Origin of the sequence: Archangium sp. (assembly GCF_036388035.1) — a bacterium.
Classification (GTDB): Bacteria; Myxococcota; Myxococcia; order Myxococcales; family Myxococcaceae; genus Archangium.
The window spans coordinates 1-19353 of the sequence record NZ_DASVSO010000836.1 but is presented as its reverse complement, the minus strand read 5'-3'; the positions used below and the strand labels follow the sequence as shown (position 1 = coordinate 19353).

The following is a 19353-nucleotide window of genomic DNA, read 5'->3' as shown; positions in this document are numbered from 1 at the left end:
CTCGCCCGATTCGAGAAAGCGTTCTCGCGAGTTGAGAGTGCTACCGTCGCGAGGATGGAAGCGGACCGCTGGGAGAGCGCACGCGTCTCGAAGCAGGAGTTGCAACGGTGGATGGAGCGACGGAACGCGCCAGGGTGGGCGCGCGTGGCGCTCCAGGTGCCGCTGTTCTTGGGCTCGGCGGCGGCAACCGCATGGCTGGCGGACAGGGGCCATCCAGGGTGGATGGCAGCCGTCCTCCTGTGCGGGGTGGCCCTGGTCTCCTTCTTTCCCGCGTTGCACGAGGCGGGGCACCGCACCGCGTTTCGCAGCGGCCTGTTGAATGAGGGGCTCGTGTGGCTGAGCGCGTTCCTGATGCTGCAGGCGCCCAGCTTCTTCCGTGAGTTCCACTGGCAACACCACCGGTCCACGCAGTCGCTGGAACACGATCCGGAGATCGCCGCCGCGCCATGGCTTCTCGAGGGGTGGCCGCGAAACCTCGGGCTCTATCTGGCGCGTGCGTTGGGCCAGGGGCTGCTGGTCGGCAAGGCGCTGTTCACCTTGGCGTCGGCGGTGCTGTTCGCCCCGGCCCAGTGGGAGAAGCTGTTTCCGTTCGTTCGGGTGGACCGGAGAAGGCGCGTCCAGTGGGAGAGCCGCCTGGTCCTCGTGCTCTGGGGCGCGCTGCTGCTCGGGGGGCTGGGCTTCGTGCCCGGATTCGGCCACGTGCTGCTCGCGTGGCCCATTGCTCACCTGTTGCTGGGGTTGTTCGTGATGCCGGAACACACGGGCCTCCCCCTGGAGGGCAGCCAGCTCCAGCGCACGCGGACCATTCGGTCGAACGCGCTCGTTCACTTCCTGATGTGGAACATGTCCTATCACGCCGAGCACCACGCCTATCCCGCGGTGGCGTTCCATGGGCTGCCGGAGCTGCACCGGGCGCTGGGGCCTGAGGTGGCGCACGTCTTGCCGGGGTACCTCGCATTCCACCTGCTCGCGCTGCGCCACGCGCTGTTCGGGCCGCCGGCCCAGGTTCAGCCGGTCGGCTCCGAACGTTCAGCAGTGGATCACTTCCCCGGCTCCTGAAGCGACCACCTCCTCATTTCGAGGTGGCCCGGCAGTCTCGCCGCTTCAATGACGCGCCGCGTAAATCCAGGCGAACACGTCTGGTCTTCCTCGGCCTCTCTGTTCCAACCCCCGGAGGGAAACACAGTAGAGTCCCGCCCCATGTACGCCGTCGTCCAAGAATGGCTGAACCTCCTGGTCCGCTGGGTCCATGTGATCGCGGCCATCATGTGGATTGGAGATTCGTTCCTCTTCATGTGGCTCGACAGCCACCTCACCGCCCCGAGCCGCCCTCGCGAGGGCGATGTCACCGGCGAGCTGTGGATGACCCACAGCGGCGGCTTCTACGAGGTGGTGAAGCGCAAGTCGCTCGCCAAGGGCGAGCTGCCGGCCACGCTCCACTGGTTCAAGTGGGAGAGCTACACGACGTGGATCAGCGGCTTCCTGCTGCTCGTCATCGTCTTCCACCTCAACGGCGCCTCGCTGCTCATTGATCCGAGCGTCTATCCGCTCACCCACGCGCAGGCGCTGGCCATCAGCCTGGGCCTCCTGCCGCTCGCGTACGGCGTGTACGAGCTGCTCTGGAGGACGCCGCTGTCGAAGAACAACCGGGCCTTCGCCGCGGTGGGGCTCGTGCTGATCACCGGCCTGGCGTACGCGCTCACCCGCGTCTTCAGCGCCCGCGGCGCGTTCCTCCAGGTGGGTGCCACTCTCGGTACGATCATGGCCGCGAACGTGTTCTTCCGGATCATCCCGGCGCAACGGCACATGCTCGCGATGACCCGCGAGGGCAAGCCGGTGGACACGAGCTACGGCCTGCGCGCCAAGGGCCGCTCCATCCAGAACCACTACCTGACGCTGCCCGTGCTGTTCACGATGATCTCCAACCACTTCCCGAGCACCTACGGCAGCTCGCGGCCGTGGCTGGTGTTGGGGTTGTTGTTCATCGTCGGCGCGGGGCTGAAGTACGCGATGAACTTCCGCGCCAGGACGCCGCCGGTGCTGTGGGCGGGCACGGCCCTGGCGCTCCTCGGGGTGATGGTGCTGACGCGACCGCCGCCGGATCCCGCGCTCGAGCAGTTCGCGGGCAAGCCGCCGGTGAAGTTCGAGGAGGTGGCCGCTGTGATGCAGACCCGCTGCGCCACCTGCCACGCGGCACGCCCCTCGAGCCCGATGTTCCCCGCGCCGCCGCAGGGCGTCATCCTGGACACGCCGGACGCCATCCGCTCCCACGCGGACCGCGTCTTCGTGCGCGCGGTGGCCACCAAGACGATGCCGCTCGGCAACCTCACGGGCATGACGGACGAGGAGCGCGCCCTGGTCGGAGCGTGGTTCGCCCAGGGCGGGCAGGTGCCCGAGGGCGCGAAGATGCCCGAGCTGGCCGCGCCTCCCGCGACGATTCCCGCTCCGCCTCCTCCCGATGCGGCGACGGTGAGCGCGCTGAACGCGGCGGAGGTGCCGGAGTCCTCGCGCACCTACTTCGCCAACGTGTGCAGCACCTGCCACGGCCCCAAGGGGCGCGGCGATGGCGCGGTCTCGGCGGCGTTGAACCCGAAGCCTCGCAACTTCAGCGACAAGGACTGGCAGCAGAGCGTCTCCGACGAGGCCCTCAAGAAGATCATCCTGGAGGGCGGTGCGGCGGTGGGGAAGAGCCCGGTGATGCCGCCGAGCCCCATGCTCGCCGAGGATGCCAAGACGCTGGACGGCCTCGTGAAGCTCATCCGCGCCTTCGGCGCCCAAGGTTAGAGAACCCGGAGGGGAAACAGATGCAGTCGTTCATCGTGCGAGGCCGTCGCGTGCTCACGCCGCAGGGCCTTCGTCCCGCCTCGGTTCACATCCGGGACGGGAAGATTTCCAAGGTGGAGGCGGTGGACGTCGTGCTCCCAGGAGCGAACGTCCTCGACGCGGGCGACCTGATCGTCACGCCCGGCATCGTCGACAGCCACGTCCACATCAACGAGCCGGGGCGCACCGAGTGGGAGGGCTTCGAGACGGCCACCGCGGCCGCCGCGGCCGGTGGCATCACCACCGTCGTCGACATGCCGCTCAACTGCATCCCCGCGACCACCACCCGCGAGGCGGCCGAGGCGAAGCTCGCGGCGCTCGAGGGCAAGCTGCACGTCGATGTGGCGTTCTGGGGTGGCGTGATTCCGGGCAATGTGGACGCGCTCGAGGGCCTCGCGAAGTTCGGCGTGCCTGGCTGCAAGTGCTTCACCTGCCCGTCCGGGGTGGACGAGTTTCCGCATGTCTCGCGCGCGGACCTCGAGGTGGCCCTGCCTCGGCTCCGGGACCTGGGGCTGACCCTGCTCGTCCACGCGGAGGCGCCGGGCCCGCTCGAGGCCGCGGAGCGGGAGCTCGCCGGGAAGGATCCGCGCGATTACCGCACCTACCTCCGCTCCCGGCCACGCTCGGCGGAGGACGAGGCGATCGCGATGGTCATCGACCTGTGCCGCAAGCACCGGGCGCGTGCGCACATCGTGCACCTCTCGAGCGCCTCCGCGCTGCCGATGATCCGCGCCGCGCAACAGGACGGCGTGCAGATCTCCGCCGAGACGTGCCTGCACTACCTCGCCTTCACCGCGGAGGAGATCGTCTCGGGCGCGACGAGCTTCAAGTGCGCGCCGCCCATCCGCGAGGCGGAGAACCGTGAGTTGCTCTGGCGCGGGCTCGAGGACGGGACGATCGCCATGGTGGTCTCGGACCACTCGCCGTGTACGCCCGCGCTGAAGAAGCCGGAGGTAGGCGACTTCCTCCAGGCATGGGGCGGCATCAGCTCGCTGCAACTCGGGCTGTCGGTGCTCTGGACGCTGGCCCGGGAGCGTGGCCACTCGGTGGAGCAGATGCTCCGCTGGAACGTCGAGGGCCCGGCGCGGCTCGCGGGGGTCTCGGACCGGAAGGGGCGGCTCGCTCCTGGCTACGACGCGGACCTGGTCCTCTGGGACGACGCGGCGAGCTTCGAGGTCCAGCCGGACGCCCTCCGTCACCGGCACCACGTGACGCCGTACGCCGGCCGGCGGCTCTTCGGACAGGTGAAGAAAACCCTCGTGGGCGGACGGATGGCGTATGACTCGGCCTCCGCCCAGCCCCCGGCCACCGTGGGCCGCTTCGTGGCGGTTCGGAGGTAACCCGTGTCGACGCATCAGCCCGTCCCCGCGGAGCTCAAGGGACTCGTGGATCTCTCGGCCGACGTGCTCGGCACGTTCGTCCTCTACGCGACCGACGACTACTTCGCCGAGAAGGAGAACCTGCTCAAGCCGGGTCCTCCGGTGTGGCTCGAGGGCGAGTACACCCATAAGGGCAAGTGGATGGACGGTTGGGAGTCGCAGCGCAAGCGCGAGCCCGGCCACGACTTCGCCATCGTCCGGCTGGGCGCGCCGGGGAGCGTGCGCGGGGCGCTCGTGGACACGACCCACTTCAAGGGCAACGCGCCTCAGCAGATCGCCCTCGAGGGCATCGAGGCGCCGTACACCGCCACCCCGGCGCAGCTCCTGGAGGACAGCCGGTGGTTTCCGCTGATCGACCAGAGCGCGGTGAAGCCGGACTTCCCGAATGTCTTCACGCTCGAGAAGGCGAGCCCGCGCGTCACCCACGTGCGGCTGCGCATCTACCCGGATGGCGGCGTGGCCCGCCTGCGCATCTACGGGGATGTGCTCGCCGAGGAGCGCACGTTCTGGCGCTCGGGCAGCGTGGACCTGGGGGCCCTGGAGAACGGGGGCACCATCGCGGCGAAGAGCGACGAGTTCTTCGGCCCGCCGGCGAACATGCTGCTGCCGGGACGCGGCGTGAACATGGGCGATGGCTGGGAGACGAAGCGGCGGCGCACGCCGGGCAGCGACTGGGCGGTGGTGAAGCTCGCGCGGCGCGGCATCCTCGAGCGCATCGAGCTCGACACGCACTTCTTCAAGGGGAACGCGCCGCAGGCCACGCTCATCGAGGCCGTGGACGCCAGCGGCATGCCCGCGGACATCCTGCAGGGGCTGCTCTCGTCCGCCTCGCCGAGTGGCTGGCGCGTGCTCGTGGACAAGACGGCGCTCGTTCAGCACCGGCGCCACCAGCTCGAGCCGCTCTACCCCATGCCCGTCACGCACGTGCGCGTGCACATCTTCCCGCATGGGGGCGTCAACCGGCTCCGGCTCTTCGGGTACTCGCTCGACACCGAGGCGGAGGGCTCGGCGCTGCGGCGCCTGAACGCGCTCGACGAGCCGGCGGCGCGCACGATGTTCCACTCTTGCTGCGGCTCCTCCGCCTGGGTCGACGGGATGCTCGCACGGCGGCCGTTCGCGAGCGTGCGGGCCCTCTTCGCGGCGGCGGAGGCGGTGTGGTGGTCGCTCGGGGCGAAGGACTTCCTCGAGGCCTTCGCCGCGCACCCGCGCATCGGCCAGAACAAGAAGGCGGCGCCCCAGAGCGAGAAGTCCGCGGAATGGAGCAAGGGGGAGCAGCGCGCGGTGGCTCAGGCGGACACCGAGACCCTGGAGCGGCTCGCGAAGCTCAACGACGAGTACTTCGAGAAGTTCGGGTTCATCTTCATCGTCTTCGCGACGGGGAAGAGCGCGCCGGAGATGCTGGCCCTCCTCGAGCAGCGGTTGCCGCGAGAGAAGACCGAGGAAGTGGAGACCGCCGCCGCGGAGCAGGCGAAGATCATCCGCGTGCGGCTCGAGAAGTGGCTGCGCGAGCAGATGACGGGACGCTGAAGGAGAGGCACATGGGCATCAGCACGCACATCCTGGATACCTCCCGGGGTCGCCCCGCGGAGGGCGTCACGGTGACGCTGCACGCGCAGCAGGACAGTGGGTGGAAGGAGCTCGCCCGCGGGGTGACGAACGCGGACGGACGCGTGAAGCCCCTGCTGGAGTCGATTCCCTCGGCGGGTGTGTATCGGATCTCCTTCGAGGTCGCGCCGTACTACGCGCGGCTCGGCACCGAGAGCTTCTATCCCTCGGTGTCGGTGGACTTCCGGGTGAACGCGCCCTCGGAGCACTACCACGTGCCGCTGTTGCTCAACCCGTTCGGCTTCTCGACGTACCGCGGCTCATGAGCACGCCTCGGGTCATCCGCGCACGACCGCTGACTCCGGACGCCTTCGCGCCGTATGGAGACGTCGTCTCCGCGGGGCTGAAGAGCGGCTCGTCGGCGAACCAGGGCACGGCGGTGCGTTTCGACTGGTCGGCGAGGTTGGAGAGCGATCGCGGCGGCGCGAAGCCCAACCTCGCGGTGTTCCGCTCGGTGCCGCAGACGCTGCCGTTCACGGTGAAGCTGCTCGAGCACCACCCGCACTCGAGCCAGGCCTTCCTGCCCATGGTCTGCGCGCGGTTCCTGGTGTGCGTCGCGCCGACCGCTCCCTCGGGCGGCCCGGAGGTGGAGCGACTCGCCGCGTTCGTCTGCGGCCCCGGCCAGGGCGTGAACTACCACCTCGGCGTGTGGCACCACCCCATCATCGCGCTCGATGGCCCGGCGGAGTTCGCCATGCTCGCCTGGGAGGATGGCGGCTCGGGGGACTGCGTGGTGCGCCAGCTCTCCGAGCCGCTGTTGATCAGCGTCGAGGGCTGACGCGCGCCTTCAGGCGCACCCCCAAGTTCCCAGACCCCGGAGTGCCCATGCGTCTCGAGCTCCACTCCCTCGCCTCACTCTCCACCCTCGAGCAGCTCGTGAGCACCCAGGGCGTGGAGGCTCTCCTGGCCGCCTTGGACGAGGCACTCGCGCGCCTTCCTCCCGAGTCCCGGCTGGGACTGGAGGGCGGCCCCACGGTCGGGCCCAGGACGCTGCGGATCCTGCGGAACGCGCTCGCGCTCGACGCCCCCTTCCTGCGCGAGCACCCCGAGGCGCTCTTCCAGTGTCTCCACAACCGCCTGCGCTGGTTCGATGCGCCCGATACGGCCTCGCACTTCACCCCCGGCGGTACGGGCCCCTGGAGCCATCCGGAGGCGCACTTGTTCGCGCTCGCCCAGCACTGGCGCCGCCAGCGGGAGGCGCACGGAGGCTCGCCCTGGCTGGAGTCCCTGCTGCCCCTGCCCGGTGAGTTGGAGAGCGAGGACCAGGCGTTGGGGGAAGGGCCCTACGCGCTCCACCGGAGGCTGGAGCCCACCCCCCTGGTCCACTTCCACGACGCCATGGAGCAGACCGTCCTGCTGCGCGAGGGCCTGGTGGTGGGACGCGGGCGCACGGAGCGGGACTGCTTGTACGTCCTGAAGCTCCGGGGCCAGCTCAGCGCCGAGGCGTGAGTGTCACCTGCGTGGCGCCGGGGCCCTCGGGCCAGTGGGTGAGTCGCAGCGTGCGCCCGGGCGCATCGCACAGCTCGAGCCGCCGCCCACCCGGGTGGTGGAAGTAGAGCGAGCGCGGGGCGCGGAAGGACTCGGGCATGGCCGGAGCCTCCGAGGGCTTCAGCAGGCGCACCACCCGCCACGAGCGCACCACCGGCTTCTCGCGCAAGTGGTGGTGGACGGACACCCGCACCTGGTCCACCCCCTCCATCGTCCACTCCAGCGCGAGCTGAGTGCCCCCCAGCCGCTTCTCGTCGAGCAGTGGGAAGGCGCGGCCGCCCCTGTAGGCCACGGCGTCCACCTTCGCGCCGCGCAGGTCCTCGAGGAAGCCGAGCTCCAGCCGGCGTGCGTCCCGGGGCACCCGGAAGTCATACGCCATGCGGCCCGGGTGCACCCTGTCGGCGCCGAGGTACGCGGAGGCGTCCTCCTGGAGGAAGAGCGCGGGCTCGCCGGAGCGGAACTGGTCCACGTCCTCCGGGGCGGCGAGGGCCGAGGCCCCCTCCGGCAGCTCCACGCGCTTCCACCCCGCCGTCTGGTCGGAGGGGACGAAGCAGGCGGGCTGGGGCGTGCCGGTGGCGAGCACCAGCACGAGTGCGGTGAGGGCCCCCATGTCAGGCGCTCCGGGCCTGACGGTGGGTGGACAGCCACGCGCCGCCGAGCATGAGGGCGCCCGCGCCGGCCAGGCCCGCGACGCGCAGCATGCCGCTCAGGTGCGTGGTGTCATAGACCAGCGCCTTGCCCACGGCCACGGCGAGGAAGGCGAAGCCCGCGTCGCGGATGACGCCCTCGCCCCGGTTGCGGCCGTACACCACGAGCCCCACGCCCGCGACGAGCCAGCCCAGGGTGAGCACCAGCCGGCGGCCGATGTCGTTGGAGGCGAAGCCCAGGGTGAAGAAGTGGAAGTAGAAGGCCCACGAGGCCGCGAGCACCGCCGCCGTCAGTCCGTACCAGAGGAGCACGCCCTGCAGCTTGTCCTCGCGCGCCTCGGTGCGGCGCCAGGTGCGTGCCACGGTGACAGCGGTGGCGAGGACGGTGAGCCCCAGGCCCGGCAGCAGCAGCCCGGACTTCGCTCCCGCGTACCACAGGCCGCCGACGAGGCCGGTGACGAGCAGGGCGATGGGACCGGCGAGCGGGCGCTGCCGGGGCACCTCGGCCAGGGCCACCCCCGAGGCCAGCACCGCGGCCACCGCGAGCAGCAGCTCGTGCGGCACCTGCAAGTCCCTCCACAGGAACACGCCCGCGAGCCCCATCAGCCCCGCCCCCGTCACGGCGAGTACCCGCACATCCCACTTCGTTGCCATCGTCGCGCTCATGGATTGAACCCTCCGGGAGGAGGGCTCACTGCACCTCGCGCGCCAGCCATGGCACCGTGCGTCACGCAGAGGGAAGGCGAAGGCGCGGTGTGCAGCGCTTGTGCAACGGCTCGCACAGGCACCGCGTGCGGTGTGCAGCGAGGCGTCAGTCGAGGAAGCGGCGCTCCCAGCGCCGTAGATCCTCGTCGGAGTGACGATCCAGGTACAGCCAGGGCTCCAGCACATGCGCCAGCTCGCGATACGCCGGCAGCGTGTGGCCCTGCTCCAGGTCTCCTGCCTCCGGCCATTGACCCAGTGTCACCACGGCCTGCTCGTTGCCGAGCTCCTGCACGGTGGTGTCGGGGGAGTGTAGGCGTGTGCGCAGGCCCGCCGCGCCGCCCAGCGCTCCCAACACGGGCTGGCCCAGGAAGTTCATCCAATGCACTCCGTCGACCCGCAGGCCAATGGAGTAGGAGGTGGAACGCACTTCCGGAACGTCCAGGCCCGGGTAGCGGAAGCGCATGTCGTGGAGGGCTCCGGCAGTGCCGAGGAGACCTTCTGGGAAGTTGAAGCAGAGCCCGGCATGGCCAGAGTTGAAGGGCAGTTCCGCCGCCAACTCCAGCGCCAGCTTCCGCGCTCGCGCCGGTCCGTGCTCCTCCAGGTACTCCGTGGGGAGCAGGAAAGAGATTGCGCTCACCGCGTCCGTCTCACAGATGTCTAGCAGGTTGCCTCGGTAGATGACGTCATATCCTGTGGTGGTGGGCAGTTCGCTCAGCCACATGGAGGTGGCGGGTTCCTCGAGCATTTGCTGTCGGATGTACGCCCATCCTTTGTCGTCGAGTTCGTCCCAGTCGCCGCTATACGGATCAGCGTACCAACCGAGCTTCTGTGGCCCCACTGCGAGGCGGTACACCTCCAAGGATCGCAATACGGCCTGCACCACTTCCTGGTGGGAGCGCTTCATGTAGAAGGTGATGCTCACGCTCTCCCGAATGAGCAGGGAGCGTCTCTCGTCGATGCAGTTGTAGATCCGTATGCTCGGGTAGTGCTCGCTCATCATTGGATTCCAAGGGGAGTGGCGAATCGAGGATCGAGCTCTCCTCCAAGAAGAGCCTCTTTGTACATCTGCCCCTGATCCTTTGGATGATGCGGCTGGCCTCGGGCGTATGTTCCCCAAGAAGGCCGGTTTTCATTGGGGCAGGGGAATTTGAAGTCGTAGACGCGCTGGACCTTGTTCGGATTGCCCAAGGCGTGAATCACGATGTCGGGAACCAACGACCCCCACAGCTTGCCGGTGAGCCCGTTGCGCAGCCACTCCGCCACCTGCCTGGGATCGAGCCACTGCCACCTCCCCGTGTTCGGGTCCTTTTGATAGCGCGGCTCCACGCTGACGTTCTCAGGGAAGAGCCTGGCGAACTCTTTCCGAGCGCATTCGAGGGCTACCTCGTGCTTCCTTCTTCCGAGCTCCATGGCCCGTGTCACTTTCGTATCGCCCTCCCGTAGGACCACCTTCTTGCACTCGTCCTTGTCAGGGCTCCGTCCTTTCAGTTCCTCGTCCTCCGCGTTGACGTGGTGATGCGCGGCGTTGGCGCACTCGGTCAGGATCTGCTCGACGCGTGCGATCTCCGCGCCTTCCAGCACCTTCATCACGGTGACGGCCGTGCGCACCACGTCCACGGAGCGCGACAGCCAGGGGATGAGCGCCTCTTCGCCCGGTGGCGTGGTGTAGCAAGCGGGATTGCGCAGGCAGCCACTCGTGGCCGAGTCCGCGCTCTGGGCGTAGTGACCCGGTGCGCGATGGCTCGTCCCCGTGGCGCATCCCGCCAGCAGTGCGAGCGCGAGCGTGCCCGGCACACCGAACACGAGCAGGCGTTGTCGCCCGGCACGGAGGGGCGGCCGAATGAATCGGGCGGACATGCGAAGGCCCTCCTACGCGGACTTCACTTCTGGATGTCCAGAAGTGAAATCTCGCTTTTGCCTACCTCACTTCTGGACGTCCAGAAGTGAGGGCTGTTTCCGGTGGTCTCGCCGGGTGAAGTGGCCTCGGCTCGCCAACGCGCTGAACGGGTCGAGGACACACGCTTGCCCACCGTGGAGGCAGGGGGGCGTTCGTGGCTCGACCCGCTGATGCGCTAGCCGTGTGAGACGCCCCATTGGACTCAGGGCCACTACCTCCGGTCGCCTCCCGGCAGGACCGTTCCTCGAAGAGGAGCGTCCGGAGCGGCGGGGCGAGAGACATGGCACGAGCAACTCCTGGAAAGAAGCGGAAGGCCGGCAACGGGCACAACGGCACCACGACGCGACGCGAGAGCATGGCCCTGCGCCGGACCCAGACGGAGCAGACCGGCGAGGCCGACAGCATGCCTCCCGCGCGGACCATGTCGCCCGCCGATCAGCGGCGACCGGTCAAGGGGCGGCTCATCATCATCGGGGGACACGAGGACAAGGAGAGCGAGCGTCTCATCCTGCGCCAGGTGACCAACTGCGCACGGGGTGGCCGCGTGGTGGTCTGCACGGTGGCGAGCGACGTGCCCGGGGAGCTCTGGGAGGTGTACGAGCACGCCTTTCGGGACCTCGGGTGCTCGGACGTCGTCCACCTCGACATCGAACGGCGCGCGGATCTGCTGCTCGACCCACCCCTCCAACTGCTCGATGGGGCCGACGTCTTCTTCTTCACCGGCGGCGGGCAGCTCAAGATCACCACGCGCTTCGCGGGCACCCGGCTGTGCGCCGCGGTCGAGGAGTTCTACCGCCGCGGCGGCACGGTGGCGGGGACGTCGGCCGGCGCGGCCGTGATGGCCGACACCATGCTCGTGTCCGGCACCAGTCGGGAGAGCCACAAGATTGGCGAGACGCTGCAGATGGCTCCGGGACTCGGTTTCATCCGGGACGTCATCATCGACCAGCACTTCGCCGAGCGCGGGCGCATCGGCCGGCTCCTGGGCGCGGTGGCCCAGAACCCGCGCTTCATCGGGCTGGGAATCGACGAGGACACGGCGGTCGTCGTCGAGCGGGAGGAGCACCTCACCGTCATCGGCTCGGGCGCCGTCTATGTCGCCGACGCCGAGGATGTGACCTACACCAACGTGGCGGAAGAGGAGCGGGAGCGGACCCTCTCGCTCTTCAACGTCCGGCTCCACGTCCTGAGCCAGGGCGATAACTACGATCTCCGGACCCGTCGCCCATCGCACGAGTTCGCCAAGGCCGTGGAGAAGAAGATCGCCAGGACCGAGGAGCGCCACCACCAGGGCGAGGCCCACGCCTGACGCGGCCGGGCGCCCGTGAGTGTTCGATGATGACGGTTCGCGTGCAGATTGCATGGCTGACCGCTTGCCGGACCGGTTTATCTTGGTTCAAAGGACCATGCGCATCATGGAGGTGCGCGGAACCTTTGCCCCGTGACAGGCCAACCGACCGCTATGGATCTCGACAATCCGCAACTCGCCCGTGACGGCTTCGACGCCGCGAGCTTCCGAGAGCTGCTCGCCCAGTTCAAACGCGGAGAGCTCGCCGCGACCGCCCCCCTCACCGGCTCCCTCGAGCCGCCCCAGCAGGGCGACATCCAGCCGCTCCCCCGCGAGGGCACCCCCGAGTACGAGGAGTACCGCAAGCGCGGGGAGGAAGCCTTCCGCCAGGGGCAGGTGGCCGCCCTCGTGGTGGCCGGTGGCGCCGGGACGCGCTTTGGCGGCGGGGTGAAGGGGCTCGTCCCGGTGGTGGGCGAGCGCACCTTCCTCGACTTCAAGCTGTCCGAGGCGCGCCGGCTGGGAGAGCGCTTCGGGCGTCCGGTGCCCGTGGCGCTGATGACGTCCTTCCTCACCCACGAGGACATCTCCGCGCACCTGGCGAAGCGGGGCGCGCAGGAGGGCGTGTTCCTCTTCCGTCAGCGCATGCTGCCGCGGCTCACGGCGAGCGGCGAGCTGTTCAAGGGCGCGGACGGCAAGCTCTCGTTCGCCCCCTCCGGGCACGGAGATGTCTTCCGGGCGCTGCGGGAGAGCGGGGTGGGGGAGGAGCTGCGCCGACGCGGCGTGCGCTGCGTGTACTTCTCCAACGTGGACAACCTGGCGGCGACGCTCGACCCGGTCGTCATCGGCATGCACCTGAAGCTGGGCAAGGCCATGACGGTGGAGGTGACGCCGCGGAAGAATCCCAGCGGGGCGCTCGACGCGGGCGCGGCGCCGCTGCGCCTCAATGGGCTGCTCCAACTCGTCGAGAAGGTGGACCCGGCCCAGCACCCCTTCATCTCGACCAACAACATCTCCTTCGACCTGGAGGCGATGCTCCGTAAGGACATCCCCATCCCCTACCGGGCGGTCTCCAAGAAGGTGGACGGGCAGCCGGTGATTCAGCTCGAGCAGGTGACGGCGGAGGCCAGCAGCCTCACCCGCCCCGATGGTCAGCCGCTCTTCCCCGTCGTCTTCGTCGAGGTGAGCCGGACGGACCCCGCCACCAGCCGGTTCGAGCCGGTGAAGGAGCCCGATGACCTCCCGCGCGTGGCGGCACGGCTCCGCCCGCGCCTCGAGGCCCTCTGAGGAAGACGGGGGCCTCGCTGGCTTCGCGGACGACGGGGCGCTTCTCGCGCTCCTTCAGTCTGGTGGCTCCAGGTAGCGCCCGTCGTCGTCGGTGATGGTGTCCTGCGCGCGCCCGGCGATCTCCTCTTCGGTCGCCGTGGCCTTCCCCGCCAGCGTGGAGGGGACCGCGTGCGATTGGGCCGCGCGGGCTTCCTCCGAGGGGGTGTCCTCCTGGGGCACCCGCTCGTCCCCTGCCGCCGGGGCGTCCTGTTTCGTGTCTGTCTCCGCCATGGTGTGCCTCGCTGCTCGACCTGCCCCCGGAAGGTGTTCACGGGAAGGCGTTCGCGCGCAGCGGATGGCGGCGAGCAGGGGGGCGGGCCCCCGGGTCGGTTGCTCGGGACGAGGTGGAGAGCGCCCGGCGGTGCCTACCCTCCCGAACACAGGGAGGAGAGTCCATGAAGATGCTGCTTCACGAGTTGCACCCCGCCGTGGTCCATGCCCCGCTGGCCCTGTTGCCCACCGCCACGGTGGCCGACTGCATCGCGGTGGTGAGCGGAGACCAGGCCTGGGCGAAGGTGGGCCGGCGGCTGTGGGTGGCCGGCACGTTGAGCGCCCTCTTCTCGGGGCTGGCCGGGCTGGCCGCCTCCCAGGAGGTGAAGCTCGGGGAGCCTCGCGCGCGGGACATGGTGTTCCTCCATGGCCTGGGCAATGCCTGCGTCACGCTGGGCGCCGTCGGCGTGACGCTGTGGCGGCTGCGCCGGCCGCCCTCGCTCGGCCAGAGCCTGCTCGGGTTGGCCGCCAACGCGGTGGCCCTGTACACGGCCACGCTCGGCGGCAAGATGGTCTATGAGCTGGGCGTGGGCATCAACCCGATGCCGACGGACGCCGCGGTGGGCACGGTGAAGGGGCCACCGCTCCTGTCCCGCGAGGCACCCGGGGCCCTCCTGCGCGACGCCTTCCTCGGCATGCGCTGGTTGCTCGGTCGGGCGAGGCGCCTCGTGTCGGGCACGGACCCGCTGGCCTCCGGCGCCAAGGGCTTTGGCGGGGGCAATGAGGAGCCCTTGATGGGGGACGCGGCCTTGACGCAGGACGTCACCCTCGAGCCCTCCGAGCATCAGTCCCTGCGCTGACTGCCTGGCCATTGGCCTCGGGGACACTGGAGGGAGCCCACATTCACCCCTACTCCTAAAATTCTAGGAGAGGTGCTCTCACATGACATCCCATGGCGTAACGGTTCGCCGGGTTCAAGCTCTGCGTGGTCCCAACCTCTACGCATACAAGACGGTGTTGCGTGTCGAGCTGGACATCGGTCCGCTCGAGACGCGGCCGAGCAATTCCTTTCCAGGTTTTGTCGAACGGCTGACGGCCTGGGTGCCGGGGCTGCACACGCACGAGTGCAGCATCGGCAAGCCCGGTGGGTTCGTGGAGCGGCTGCGGCGCGGCACGTACCTCGCGCACATCACCGAGCACGTCACCATCGCCCTCCAGAACGAGATGGGCTTCAACGTGGGCTACGGCCGCGCGCGGGGCACGGGCGAGACGGGGGTGTACAACGTCATCGTCGCCTACGAGGAGGAGGAGCCCGCGCGCGAGGCCTTCAAGACGGCGCTGGCGCTGACGCTCGCCGCCATGTTCGACGAGCCCTTCGACGTGGCCGGGGAGCTCGAGCGCCTGCGTGACATGGCCGACGACTACCGGCTCGGCCCCAGCACCCGTGCCATCGTGGATGCCGCGCGCCGCCGGAAGATTCCCGTGCGCCGGCTCACGCCCACCGGCAGCCTGGTGCAGCTCGGCTACGGCATCCACCAGAAACGCATCCTCGCCTCGCAGACGTCCGACACGTCCGCCCTGGCGGTGGAGATCTGCCAGGAGAAGCCCCTCACCAACCGCGTGCTGCGCAACGTGGGCATCTCCGTGCCCGAGGGCCGCACGGTGAACTCGGCGGACGAGGCCTGGGAGGTGGCCCAGGAGCTGGGGCTGCCCGTCATCCTCAAGCCGGAGGCGGGCAACCAGGGCAAGGGCGTGATGGTCAACCTGCGCTCCGAGGCCGAGGTGCGCGCGGCCTACGAGGTCGCCAACCAGTTCCGCGGTGACGTGCTCGTCGAGCGGCACATCGAGGGAGACGACTACCGCCTCCTCGTCGTCAACGGGAAGATGGTGGCCGCGGCGCGGAGAGACCCCGCGCAGGTCATCGGCGACGGCCGGAAGACGGTGGCGCAGCTCGTCGAGGTAGCCAACAAGGATCCGCGCCGACGCCCGGGCCACAGCAGCTCGCTCACCCGCATCCGGCTGGATGACGCCGCACAGGTGGTGCTCGGCCAGCAGGGCCTCACGCTGGAGTCCGTCCCCGAGGCGGGCCAGGTCGTCAAGCTGCGTCAGAACTGCAACCTGTCCACCGGCGGCACCGCCACGGACGTGACGGACGAGGTGCATCCGAGCAACGCGCGCATGGCCGAGCTCGCCGCGCAGGTGCTCAACCTGGACGTGGCCGGTATCGACCTGCTCTGCAAGGACATCCGGCGTCCGGTGAGCGAGCAGGGCGGGGCCATCGTCGAGGTGAACGCGGCGCCGGGACTGCGCATGCACCTGCAGCCGACGCACGGCATCCCGCGCGACGTGGGCGAGCCCATCGTGGAGTCGCTCTACCCGAATGGGGCGCCCTCGCGCATCCCCATCATCGCCGTCACCGGCACCAACGGGAAGACGACCGTCACCCGGCTGGTGGCGCACATGTACGAGACGGCGCGCCAGGCCGTGGGCTTCACCTGCACCGACGGCACTTACATCCGCGGCGAGCGCATCCTCGAGGGCGACTGCTCGGGTCCGAAGAGCGCCCAGGCCGTCCTCCTGCACCCCCGCGTGGAGGTGGCGGTGCTCGAGGTGGCGCGCGGGGGGATCCTGCGCGAGGGGCTCGGCTTCGACTGGTGCAGCGTGGGGGTCGTCACCAACGTCAGCCCGGACCACCTGGGCATCAGTGGCATCAACACGCTGGAGCAGCTCGCGCGGGTGAAGCAGGTCGTCATCGAGTCGGTGGCCAAGGACGGCCACGCGGTGCTCAACGCGGATGACCCGCTGGTGGCGGAGATGGCGGCCGCTTGCCATGGCAAGGTCGTCTACTTCGCGCGCGGCCCGGACAACGTCATCCTCCAGGCGCACCTGGCCCAGGGCGGCCGCGGTGTGTTCGTCGAGGACGGCGCCATCATCACGGCCCGGGAGGGACGCCAGCAGCGCCTGGTGGAGTTGGATCGCATCGCCTTCGCCGCCGGAGGGGCCATCCGCTTCCAGCTCGAGAACGCGCTCGCGGCCACCGCGGCGGCCTGGGCCCAGGGGCTCAACCCCGCCCTCATCGTGCGCGGACTGACGACGTTCCGCTCGGACCACCGCATGGCCCCGGGCCGCTTCAACCTCCTCGGGCTCGGGGGGCGGCAGGTCATCCTGGACTACGGACACAACGTCGCGGCCATGCGCGCCATCGCCGAGGCGCTGCCCCACGACCCCACCCGCCGCACGGTGATGGTGATTGGCCTGCCGGGAGACCGCAGGGACGAGGACCTCCTGGCCACCGTCAGGGAGTCGCTCCCCATCGTCGACGAGTACGTGCTCCATGACCTGAAGAACCTCCGCGGGCGCGCGGAGCGGGAGGTCCCCGAGTTGATGCGCAGCTGCCTGAACCCGGAGACGCCCCACCACATCGTCCCGACCCATCGCGAGGGCATCATCCGCGGCTTCCAGCTCACCCGGGCCGGGGACCGGCTGGTCGTCATCGCGGATGAAGTGGATGAGGCGCTTCAGATTCTCGAGGCGCTCGCCGACGTGGAGGTGGGCGAGGCGGGCGCGTGCGAGGCCCCGGTGTCGCGGAGCTACGAATAGGCGGAGCGGGCCCGGTGCTCACCCTCATCCGCAACGGAGTCCTCCACACCCCGGCACCGGCGGGAGTCCAGTCGGTGCTGCTGGTGGGCGAGCGCGTGGCCCGGCTGGGAGATGTGGACGAGGCCGCGCTGGCCGCGCTCGGGCTGCCCTTCGAGGTGGTGGATGCCCGGGGCGGCCTCGTCGTTCCCGGCTTCGTGGACCCCCACCAGCACCTCATCGGCGCTGGCGGGGAGAAGGGCTTCGCCAGCCGCATGCCCGAGGTGTCCCTGGAGCAGTTGCTGCTCGCGGGCATCACCACCGTGGTGGGCTGCCTGGGGACGGATGGCACCACGCGGCACCTGGGCGCGCTCGTGGGCAAGGTGCGCCAGTTGGTGGAGCAGGGGCTGAGTGCCTTCCTCTACACCGGGGGCTTCTACGTCCCACCGCTCACGCTCACCGGCTCGGTGCGGGATGACCTGGTGCTCATCGACCGCGTCATCGGCGTGGGCGAGCTGGCCATCTCCGACGTGCGCTCCAGCCACCCCACGCTCGATGAGCTGGCGCGGCTGGTGTCCGAGGCGCTGGTGGGCGGGAGGATGGCGGGCAAGGCCGGCGTCACCCACTTCCACACCGGGCCGGGCCGGGGCCTGATGAAGCCGCTCCACGCGCTGCTCGACGGGTACGAGGTGGAGCCCTCCTCCCTCTACGTCACCCACGCCAACCGGACCGAGGCGCTGCTGGACGACGCCATCTCGCTGTCACACCGGGGCGCCTTCGTGGACATGGACACCGTGGACCCCGGGCTGGGCCCGTGGCTGCGTTACTACCTGGAGCACGGGGGCGTGCCCGAGCGGCTCACCGTGTCCTCGGATGCCCACACCGCGGGCGCGGAGCCGGCCCGGCTCCACCAGGAGTTCGTCGCCTCCGTGCGCGAGCACGGGCTCCCGCTCGAGCAGGTGCTTCCCTTCTTCACGGCCAACCCCGCGGCGGCGCTGAAGCTGCGCGACAAGGGACGGCTCGCGCCGGGACAGGATGGGGATGTCCTGGTGCTGGATGGACGTACGCTGGAGGTCCTTCACGTCTTCGCACGAGGGCGGTGGCGGGTGCGCGACGGGCGCATGCTCATGGGGAAGCCAGGAGACGCGGCATGAGGAAGCAGCGTCTGGGAGACCTGCTGATCATCGGGGGCAGCGAGGCGAAGGAGTCCGACGAGGAGAAGGCCATCCTGCGTCAGGCCGCGAAGCGGGCGCTCGGCGAGGAGGGCGGGTGCATCGTCGTCCTCACCGTGGCTTCCATGGAGCCCGTGGAGACGGCGGAGACGTACCGCAAGGCATTCGGGCGGCTGGGGGTGCGCCAGATGCAAGTCATCGACATCCGCAACCGCGAGCAGGCCTATGACCCGGCCAACGTGGAGAAGCTCGCGAGCGCCTCGGTGCTGTTCTTCACCGGCGGCGACCAGCTGCGCATCACCAGCCAGATGGGGGGCTCGCCGCTGCTGGAGCGCATCTTCGCCCTGCACGAGGAGGGGACGCCCATCGTCGGCACCTCCGCGGGCGCGGCGGCCATGTCCGAGACGATGCTCATCGGCGGACCCACCAACGCGTCCTCCCTCACCACCCTGTCCATGGCCCCGGGGCTCGGGCTGCTCAAGGGGGTGGTCGTGGACTCGCACTTCTCCCAGCGCGGTCGCTTCGGGCGGTTGATGGGCGCCGTCGCGCACAATCCCCACAACCTGGGCATCGGCCTCGACGAGGACACCGCCATCCTCGTGCGGAGGAATGACGAGGAGTTCACCGTGCTCGGCACGGGCGCCGTCTACGTCATCGACGGCACGGGCATCCACTACACCAACGTGTCCGACCGGCACGCCGAGGGCATCTTCACCGTCCACAACGCGCGCGTCCATGTGCTGGGCCGCGACGACCGCTTCAGCCTGAAGGAGCGCAAGCCCATCCCTCCCGCAGCGGCCGCCACCGATGACGTCAACCAGGGGTGACACCGAGCTCTAGCCCGGCCGCCAGGGCTGCCGGTCCCCCACCAGGAGCGCCTTGCCGTGGCCGTAGCGCTCGTTCGTCGTGCCGTCCGGCTGGCGGCCAGGGGGATGACGGAAACGTCGAGCCCGGGGCCTTGTCTTGGAGTCCAGTGCTGCGGCGTGTGCATCGTACCTAACCTTGTTTGGGAGTGCCTATTCGGGAGGATTGATCATGAGGCAGTTCAAGACTGTGTTCGTTGGCGCGTTGGCTGCGGCGTTCCTCTTCGGTGCGGGGTGCAAGGGCGGCGGGGGTGACCAGCAGGGAACGGGCGGCGCGGGCCAGGGCAGCTCCGATACCGTTGGTGGTGGAAGCATGACGGGCGGCTCGGGCGGCGGTGACACGGGCAGCACGGGGGGCGACATCGGCGGCACGGGCG

At 69.7% G+C, this 19353-nt stretch carries 19 protein-coding genes; 14 read left to right on the top strand and 5 right to left on the bottom strand.

Translation table 11 applies throughout. The features are described from left to right. From VF697_RS34570 to VF697_RS34540, 7 genes are all read left to right on the top strand, one after another. A partial coding sequence (locus VF697_RS34570; protein ID WP_331101773.1) for a fatty acid desaturase occupies window positions 1-1059 on the top strand: 1059 nt, incomplete at its 5' end. A gap of 141 nt (window positions 1060-1200) precedes the next feature. After that, the gene (locus VF697_RS34565; protein ID WP_331101771.1) at window positions 1201-2784 is read left to right on the top strand and encodes a urate hydroxylase PuuD; all 1584 of its coding nucleotides are present in this window, start codon (window positions 1201-1203) and stop codon (window positions 2782-2784) included. Between the two features lie 20 nt (window positions 2785-2804). Beyond that, window positions 2805-4163 (top strand): allantoinase AllB, encoded by a 1359-nt coding sequence (gene allB, locus VF697_RS34560; protein WP_331101769.1) that lies wholly within the window; start codon window positions 2805-2807, stop codon window positions 4161-4163. 3 nt (window positions 4164-4166) lie between these two features. After that, window positions 4167-5729, top strand: a complete 1563-nt coding sequence (gene alc / locus VF697_RS34555) for an allantoicase (RefSeq protein ID WP_331101767.1) — start codon at window positions 4167-4169, stop codon at window positions 5727-5729. Between the two features lie 11 nt (window positions 5730-5740). After that, window positions 5741-6073 (top strand): hydroxyisourate hydrolase, encoded by a 333-nt coding sequence (gene uraH, locus VF697_RS34550; protein WP_331101765.1) that lies wholly within the window; start codon window positions 5741-5743, stop codon window positions 6071-6073. After that, window positions 6070-6585: an ureidoglycolate lyase gene (locus VF697_RS34545; RefSeq protein ID WP_331101763.1), complete on the top strand. Its 516-nt coding sequence runs from the start codon at window positions 6070-6072 to the stop codon at window positions 6583-6585. The genes uraH and VF697_RS34545 overlap by 4 nt, the downstream gene beginning before the upstream one ends. Before the next feature lie 47 nt (window positions 6586-6632). Next, the gene (locus VF697_RS34540; protein WP_331101761.1) at window positions 6633-7256 is read left to right on the top strand and encodes a hypothetical protein; all 624 of its coding nucleotides are present in this window, start codon (window positions 6633-6635) and stop codon (window positions 7254-7256) included. Here VF697_RS34540 and VF697_RS34535 read toward each other — a convergent pair. The 4 genes from VF697_RS34535 to VF697_RS34520 form a co-directional block, all read right to left on the bottom strand. Further along, a complete protein-coding gene (locus VF697_RS34535; protein WP_331101759.1) occupies window positions 7240-7905 on the bottom strand; it encodes a hypothetical protein in 666 nt (221 codons plus the stop codon). The two genes, VF697_RS34540 and VF697_RS34535, sit on opposite strands and share 17 nt — an antisense overlap. Window position 7906: 1 nt before the next feature. Further along, window positions 7907-8608, bottom strand: a complete 702-nt coding sequence (locus tag VF697_RS34530) for a DUF2339 domain-containing protein (RefSeq protein WP_331101758.1) — start codon at window positions 8606-8608, stop codon at window positions 7907-7909. Window positions 8609-8753: 145 nt separating this feature from the next. Further along, the gene (locus VF697_RS34525) at window positions 8754-9644 is read right to left on the bottom strand and encodes a type VI immunity family protein (protein ID WP_331101756.1); all 891 of its coding nucleotides are present in this window, start codon (window positions 9642-9644) and stop codon (window positions 8754-8756) included. Next, a complete protein-coding gene (locus tag VF697_RS34520; protein ID WP_331101754.1) occupies window positions 9644-10504 on the bottom strand; it encodes a hypothetical protein in 861 nt (286 codons plus the stop codon). Before VF697_RS34520 ends, VF697_RS34525 begins: the two co-directional genes overlap by 1 nt. Before the next feature lie 320 nt (window positions 10505-10824). Between VF697_RS34520 and VF697_RS34515 the strand changes: the two genes are divergently transcribed. Beyond that, entirely contained in the window at window positions 10825-11853 is a 1029-nt protein-coding gene (locus VF697_RS34515) for a cyanophycinase (protein WP_331101752.1), read from the top strand. 153 nt (window positions 11854-12006) lie between these two features. After that, complete coding sequence (locus tag VF697_RS34510) at window positions 12007-13116, top strand: UTP--glucose-1-phosphate uridylyltransferase (RefSeq protein WP_331101750.1); 1110 nt, start codon at window positions 12007-12009, stop codon at window positions 13114-13116. A 54-nt stretch (window positions 13117-13170) separates the two neighbouring features. Here VF697_RS34510 and VF697_RS34505 read toward each other — a convergent pair whose 3' ends face one another. Beyond that, window positions 13171-13386: a hypothetical protein gene (locus VF697_RS34505; RefSeq protein WP_331101748.1), complete on the bottom strand. Its 216-nt coding sequence runs from the start codon at window positions 13384-13386 to the stop codon at window positions 13171-13173. Between the two features lie 164 nt (window positions 13387-13550). Here VF697_RS34505 and VF697_RS34500 point away from each other — a divergent pair, with 164 nt between their 5' ends. The 5 genes from VF697_RS34500 to VF697_RS34480 all read left to right on the top strand — a co-directional run. Further along, a complete protein-coding gene (locus VF697_RS34500) occupies window positions 13551-14225 on the top strand; it encodes a DUF2231 domain-containing protein (protein ID WP_331101746.1) in 675 nt (224 codons plus the stop codon). A gap of 82 nt (window positions 14226-14307) precedes the next feature. Further along, window positions 14308-16965, top strand: coding sequence for a cyanophycin synthetase (cphA, locus tag VF697_RS34495; protein ID WP_331101744.1), 2658 nt, complete (start codon window positions 14308-14310; stop codon window positions 16963-16965). A gap of 14 nt (window positions 16966-16979) precedes the next feature. After that, complete coding sequence (locus VF697_RS34490) at window positions 16980-18095, top strand: amidohydrolase family protein (RefSeq protein WP_331101742.1); 1116 nt, start codon at window positions 16980-16982, stop codon at window positions 18093-18095. Next, on the top strand, window positions 18092-18940 hold the full coding sequence (locus VF697_RS34485) for a cyanophycinase (RefSeq protein ID WP_331101740.1): 849 nt from the start codon (window positions 18092-18094) through the stop codon (window positions 18938-18940). Before VF697_RS34490 ends, VF697_RS34485 begins: the two co-directional genes overlap by 4 nt. Window positions 18941-19148: 208 nt before the next feature. Next, window positions 19149-19353, top strand: a 205-nt coding sequence (locus VF697_RS34480; RefSeq protein WP_331101738.1) for a hypothetical protein, incomplete at its 3' end; no start/stop codon positions are given.

What these genes read in the sequence shown, in the direction of transcription:
- VF697_RS34565 (WP_331101771.1), top strand. Translation starts at nt 1,201, where the DNA reads ATGTACGCCGTCGTCCAAGAATGGCTGAACCTCCTGGTCCGCTGGGTC.
- allB (WP_331101769.1), top strand. Translation starts at nt 2,805, where the DNA reads ATGCAGTCGTTCATCGTGCGAGGCCGTCGCGTGCTCACGCCGCAGGGC.
- uraH (WP_331101765.1), top strand. Translation starts at nt 5,741, where the DNA reads ATGGGCATCAGCACGCACATCCTGGATACCTCCCGGGGTCGCCCCGCG.
- VF697_RS34545 (WP_331101763.1), top strand. Translation starts at nt 6,070, where the DNA reads ATGAGCACGCCTCGGGTCATCCGCGCACGACCGCTGACTCCGGACGCC.
- VF697_RS34540 (WP_331101761.1), top strand. Translation starts at nt 6,633, where the DNA reads ATGCGTCTCGAGCTCCACTCCCTCGCCTCACTCTCCACCCTCGAGCAG.
- VF697_RS34535 (WP_331101759.1), bottom strand. Translation starts at nt 7,905, where the DNA reads ATGGGGGCCCTCACCGCACTCGTGCTGGTGCTCGCCACCGGCACGCCC.
- VF697_RS34530 (WP_331101758.1), bottom strand. Translation starts at nt 8,608, where the DNA reads ATGAGCGCGACGATGGCAACGAAGTGGGATGTGCGGGTACTCGCCGTG.
- VF697_RS34525 (WP_331101756.1), bottom strand. Translation starts at nt 9,644, where the DNA reads ATGAGCGAGCACTACCCGAGCATACGGATCTACAACTGCATCGACGAG.
- VF697_RS34520 (WP_331101754.1), bottom strand. Translation starts at nt 10,504, where the DNA reads ATGTCCGCCCGATTCATTCGGCCGCCCCTCCGTGCCGGGCGACAACGC.
- VF697_RS34515 (WP_331101752.1), top strand. Translation starts at nt 10,825, where the DNA reads ATGGCACGAGCAACTCCTGGAAAGAAGCGGAAGGCCGGCAACGGGCAC.
- VF697_RS34510 (WP_331101750.1), top strand. Translation starts at nt 12,007, where the DNA reads ATGGATCTCGACAATCCGCAACTCGCCCGTGACGGCTTCGACGCCGCG.
- VF697_RS34505 (WP_331101748.1), bottom strand. Translation starts at nt 13,386, where the DNA reads ATGGCGGAGACAGACACGAAACAGGACGCCCCGGCGGCAGGGGACGAG.
- VF697_RS34500 (WP_331101746.1), top strand. Translation starts at nt 13,551, where the DNA reads ATGAAGATGCTGCTTCACGAGTTGCACCCCGCCGTGGTCCATGCCCCG.
- cphA (WP_331101744.1), top strand. Translation starts at nt 14,308, where the DNA reads ATGACATCCCATGGCGTAACGGTTCGCCGGGTTCAAGCTCTGCGTGGT.
- VF697_RS34485 (WP_331101740.1), top strand. Translation starts at nt 18,092, where the DNA reads ATGAGGAAGCAGCGTCTGGGAGACCTGCTGATCATCGGGGGCAGCGAG.